The organism is Brevibacillus fortis (genome assembly GCF_003013395.1).
Classification (GTDB): Bacteria; Bacillota; Bacilli; order Brevibacillales; family Brevibacillaceae; genus Brevibacillus; species Brevibacillus fortis.
Genome location: NZ_PXZM01000009.1, coordinates 1 through 4,456, shown reverse-complemented (window position 1 = coordinate 4,456; position 4,456 = coordinate 1). Strand labels below are relative to the sequence as shown.

Annotated in this window: 5 protein-coding genes; 4 read left to right on the top strand and 1 reads right to left on the bottom strand. The window is 47.3% G+C overall.

Features of this window, described 5'->3' with window-relative positions; all coding sequences use genetic code 11:
* Positions 1–375 precede the first annotated feature (375 nt).
* Positions 376–576: a DUF378 domain-containing protein gene (locus C7R93_RS06910; protein WP_106838121.1), complete on the bottom strand. Its 201-nt coding sequence runs from the start codon at positions 574–576 to the stop codon at positions 376–378.
* Between the two features lie 180 nt (positions 577–756).
* Between C7R93_RS06910 and C7R93_RS06905 the strand changes: the two genes are divergently transcribed.
* From C7R93_RS06905 to pstB, 4 genes are all read left to right on the top strand, one after another.
* Positions 757–1,686, top strand: a complete 930-nt coding sequence (locus C7R93_RS06905) for a phosphate ABC transporter substrate-binding protein PstS family protein (RefSeq protein ID WP_106838120.1) — start codon at positions 757–759, stop codon at positions 1,684–1,686.
* A gap of 89 nt (positions 1,687–1,775) precedes the next feature.
* Positions 1,776–2,723 (top strand): phosphate ABC transporter permease subunit PstC, encoded by a 948-nt coding sequence (gene pstC / locus C7R93_RS06900; protein ID WP_106838119.1) that lies wholly within the window; start codon positions 1,776–1,778, stop codon positions 2,721–2,723.
* A complete protein-coding gene (gene pstA, locus C7R93_RS06895) occupies positions 2,724–3,614 on the top strand; it encodes a phosphate ABC transporter permease PstA (RefSeq protein ID WP_106838118.1) in 891 nt (296 codons plus the stop codon).
* Positions 3,615–3,633: 19 nt separating this feature from the next.
* Positions 3,634–4,407, top strand: coding sequence for a phosphate ABC transporter ATP-binding protein PstB (pstB, locus tag C7R93_RS06890; RefSeq protein WP_106838117.1), 774 nt, complete (start codon positions 3,634–3,636; stop codon positions 4,405–4,407).
* Positions 4,408–4,456 lie beyond the last annotated feature (49 nt).

The window sequence follows — 4,456 nt, the reverse complement described above, 5'->3', positions numbered from 1 at the left end:
GTTTCTTTTGCCCGCCAATCGCTTCTCCGCTCGGTTGGACTTCACAAGTCGCTACGTCTGGAAATATTCTTCTCTGTCGTGACTAATGACATCCTTACATTCTTTTAAGGTTTTTATAAACCGAATAACACTGAAAGCTCGTAGAGGAAACAGGAGAAATAAGCGAAGATCTTTGGTACACCGACCGAGGCGTAATGAAAAAAAGCGAAACAAGCTTTTAGCGTCCACCTCTGAGACACTTCTTGAATGGACCACTTTGGACGCGGGTTTCGCTTTTTTTCATGGAGGCGGGCAGTGAATCCCTCAGCGGGTGGGACAAGAAGCTGAGCGTTTTCTCCTGTTTCCTCCTCACCCCAACAGCCGGACAAAGTTTTTTTATGTTGGTATTTCTTCGCGATCCGTGAAAAGAAACTTGATGGCATATACCCCGAAAAGACCTACCAACGTATACACGATTCGACTTACGATAGACTCCGCTCCACCAAACAAGCTTGCGACTAAATCAAACTGAAATAACCCGATTAATCCCCAGTTCAGGGCACCAATGATAACAAACAGCAAGGCCAGCCGATCCATATGGACACCCCCAGAAAAGAATAGGGACATTATTCCCATGTTTGCGGTTTGACAACAGGAATCTCTCCATCTTTAAGAAAGCTTTACATTCACAACATAATACGACAACATTCCCCCTGTATAGTTTGTACTTGTAAGAGAGAAAAACAAACCGAACCTTTTAAGGAGGATTTTCATCAAATGAAAAAACTCAGCAAAATGTTTATTGCGCTGACATGTGTAGGGGCATTACTCGCGGGGTGCGGAAGCGGCAACACTGCACAGACACCAGCACCAGCGCAACAACCAGCTCAGGAGAAAAGCAGCTCTGGTTCGACAACAAAAACTTCCGGTGAACCTGTAACAGCAGTGGGTTCTACCGCTTTACAGCCTCTGGTCGAGCAAGCGGCCAAAGACTTTATGGCAAAAAATGCAGGCGCACAAATTCAAGTACAAGGCGGAGGAAGCGGCACAGGCTTGAGCCAAGTAGCAAGCGGTGCAGCAACGATTGGTAACTCCGATATTTTTGCAGAAGAGAAAAAAGGGATCCCAGCAAACGAATTGGTTGACCATAAAGTAGCGGTTGTTGGAATGGCAGCAGCGGTAAGCCCGCAAGTAAAAGTAGACAATTTGACCAAGCAACAATTGATCGACATCTTCACTGGTAAAATCACCAACTGGAAAGACGTTGGCGGCGAGGATATGAAAATCACGCTGGTTAACCGTCCGAAATCTTCCGGAACTCGCGCGACATTCAGCAAATTCGCGTTGGATGGCAAAGAAGAAGCAGAAGGTATCACAGAGGATTCCTCCGGTACTGTTCGCAAAATCATTGCAGAAACTCCAGGTGCAATTGGTTACTTGGCACTGTCCTACTTCAATGACTCTGTAAAAGCTCTGAAATTGGATGGCATGGAAGCAAACGCAGAAAACATTACAACAAACAAATATCCAGTATGGGCGTACGAGCATATGTACACCAAAGGTGAAGCAACTGGTGATGCGAAAGCATTCCTCGACTTCATCCTGACTGACGAAGTACAAAAGAAAACCGTTACAGAATTGGGCTTCCTGCCAATCACAGATATGAAAGTAGAACGTGATGCAGAAGGCAAAGTAACACAAAAATAAGCGTTATCGTCAACAGCAAAATAGAGGGGTAGGGGGGCCTTCCCCTCATTTTGCTTGCGTACAGTCGTTTTCTTTCCAGGAGGGAGAACATGAGCCATCGTACTGAAGGGGTAAATACAGAGCGTCAATCGATGATTGCGCAAAAGATGCTGACAACGAACAAACGTCAAAAAACAGAGAATATTACCGGCAAAACCATCGCGATGATTTGTGCGGGTTTGCTCGTTATTGTTGTTTTATCGATCACCTATTTTATTGCTTCAAAAGGGCTGTCGACGTTCTTTGTCGATGGAGTAAGCATCAAAGAATTTTTAACCCATGATAAATGGGACCCAGAAGGTGAGCCATCCGCGTATGGTGTCCTGCCTTTTATTCTTGGTTCGTTTTTCGTAACGGCACTGGCCGCTTTGATTGCCGCGCCACTTGGAATCGGCGCCGCTATTTTTATGACAGAAATCTTTCCGGGCTTCGGGAAAAAAGTGTTGAAGCCGGTAATCGAGCTGTTGGTTGGTATTCCATCGGTCGTTTACGGTTATGTTGGACTAACTTTGCTTGTTCCATTTATTCGCGAACAATTTGATGTTCTTGGCTTCAGTTTATTGGCAGGGGGACTTGTTCTTGCCCTGATGATTTTGCCTACGATTACGAGTGTGGCAGCAGATGCTATTGAGGCTGTTCCGCAAGATTTACGCAACGCTTCGCTCGCACTGGGTGCTACTCGCTGGCAAACGATTTGGAATGTCGTGTTACATTCCGCGCTTCCTGGCTGTTTGACGGCCATCGTTTTGGGAATGTCTCGTGCTTTTGGAGAAGCTTTGGCTGTGCAAATGGTTATCGGGAACACAACGAAGCTACCAGGCGGTTTGCTGGAACCGATCAGTACGCTCACTAGCGGTATTACATTGAACATGGGGAATACGATTCAAGGAACACCGTATAACAATGCTCTCTGGTCAATGGCTTTGCTGCTCTTGGCGATGTCTTTCATCTTTATCGTGATTTTGCGCCTGTTGGGCAGAAAGAGGTTGGCAAAATAGATGAAAGCGAGACTGATGGACCGCGCTGCTACTGTTGTTTTGACACTGATTGCCATACTGATTATCGGTACCTTGGTGGGATTATTGGGCTTCATTCTCTCGCAAGGCTGGCATAAGCTGAATCTCGACTTTTTGACCTCTCCGCCGGATATCGTCAATGCGGGTGGCGGGATTGGACCACAGCTTTTCAACTCGTTGTACTTGCTGGTCCTGACCATGCTAATCGCGTTGCCGCTCGGGATCGGAGCAGGCATTTATATGGCTGAATATGCGCCGGATAACAAGATTACACAGTTTATCCGCATGAGTATAGAAGTATTGTCTTCCCTTCCGTCTATCGTTGTTGGTTTGTTTGGATTGCTCGTGTTCGTAAATATGACTGGCTGGGGCTATACCCTGTTTGGTGGGGCGCTTGCTCTGACGGTATTTAACCTGCCACTCTTGGTTCGTGTAACCGAGGATGCACTGCGCAACGTACCACGCAGTCAAAAGGAAGCGAGTCTCGCGCTTGGTATTACAAAATGGCGGACCATCGTGTCTGTCATTCTTCCAGCAGCACTCCCGGGTATTATTACAGGTGCCATTCTGGCATCTGGCCGTGTATTTGGGGAAGCGGCTGCCTTGCTGTTTACAGCAGGGATGTCTTCACCGAACCTGGATTTCACCGACTTCTCGTTGAATAGTACGACCTCACCGTTGAACCCGTTCCGTCCTGCCGAGACATTGGCCGTGCATATTTGGAAGGTAAACAGCGAGGGACTGACACCGGATGCGCGTGATGTCGCAGATGGCGCGGCTGCTGTTCTGATTATTGCCGTCTTGCTCTTTAACCTTTCCGCTCGCTGGTTCGGGAACTGGGTTTACAAAAAGATGACGTCAGGATCAAACTAAGAAGAGGTAGGTGGCAGCCATGTCCGTACTGACCATGCAAGATACGATCATTCAGACGAATAACGTGAATGTATACTACGGAGAGAAGCACGCCGTAAAAAATATATCGATGGGTATTGAAAAAAACTCCGTGACGGCCTTTATCGGTCCGTCCGGATGCGGGAAGTCGACGCTTTTACGGAGCTTGAACCGGATGAATGATCTGGTTCCTTCTTGTCGTGTAGAGGGTTCCATTATTGTAGATGGTATCGATATTAACAGCTCGCAAGTAAACATCGAGAGTCTTCGCCAAGTGGTAGGAATGGTGTTCCAACGAGCGAACCCATTTTTCAAATCGATCTATGAAAACATCGCATTTGCACCGCGTTTTCACGGGATGACCAATAAGCGTGACTTGGACGAACTGGTTGAGTCGAGCCTGCGAAAAGCAGCGCTTTGGGATGAGGTAAAGGATCGTCTTCGCGACTCAGCGCTCTCCCTTTCCGGTGGACAGCAGCAAAGGCTTTGTATCGCGCGTGCAATCGCGATGCAGCCAACCATTTTGCTGTTGGACGAACCGGCTTCCGCTCTCGATCCGATCTCTACCATGAAAATCGAAGAGCTGGTCATGCAGCTAAAAGATGAATATACGATCGTAATCGTTACCCATAACCTCCATCAGGCAGCACGAATTTCTGCGAAAACCGCCTTCTTCCTGATGGGTGAGATGATCGAGATGGATGAGACAGGGAAAATCTTCACATCACCTGAAAACGAAAAAACCGAGGCGTATATTAGCGGACGTTTTGGTTAATAGAAAAAAAGAAAAGCCCTCCCAAGCACATGTGAAGTGCCCCCTGTCA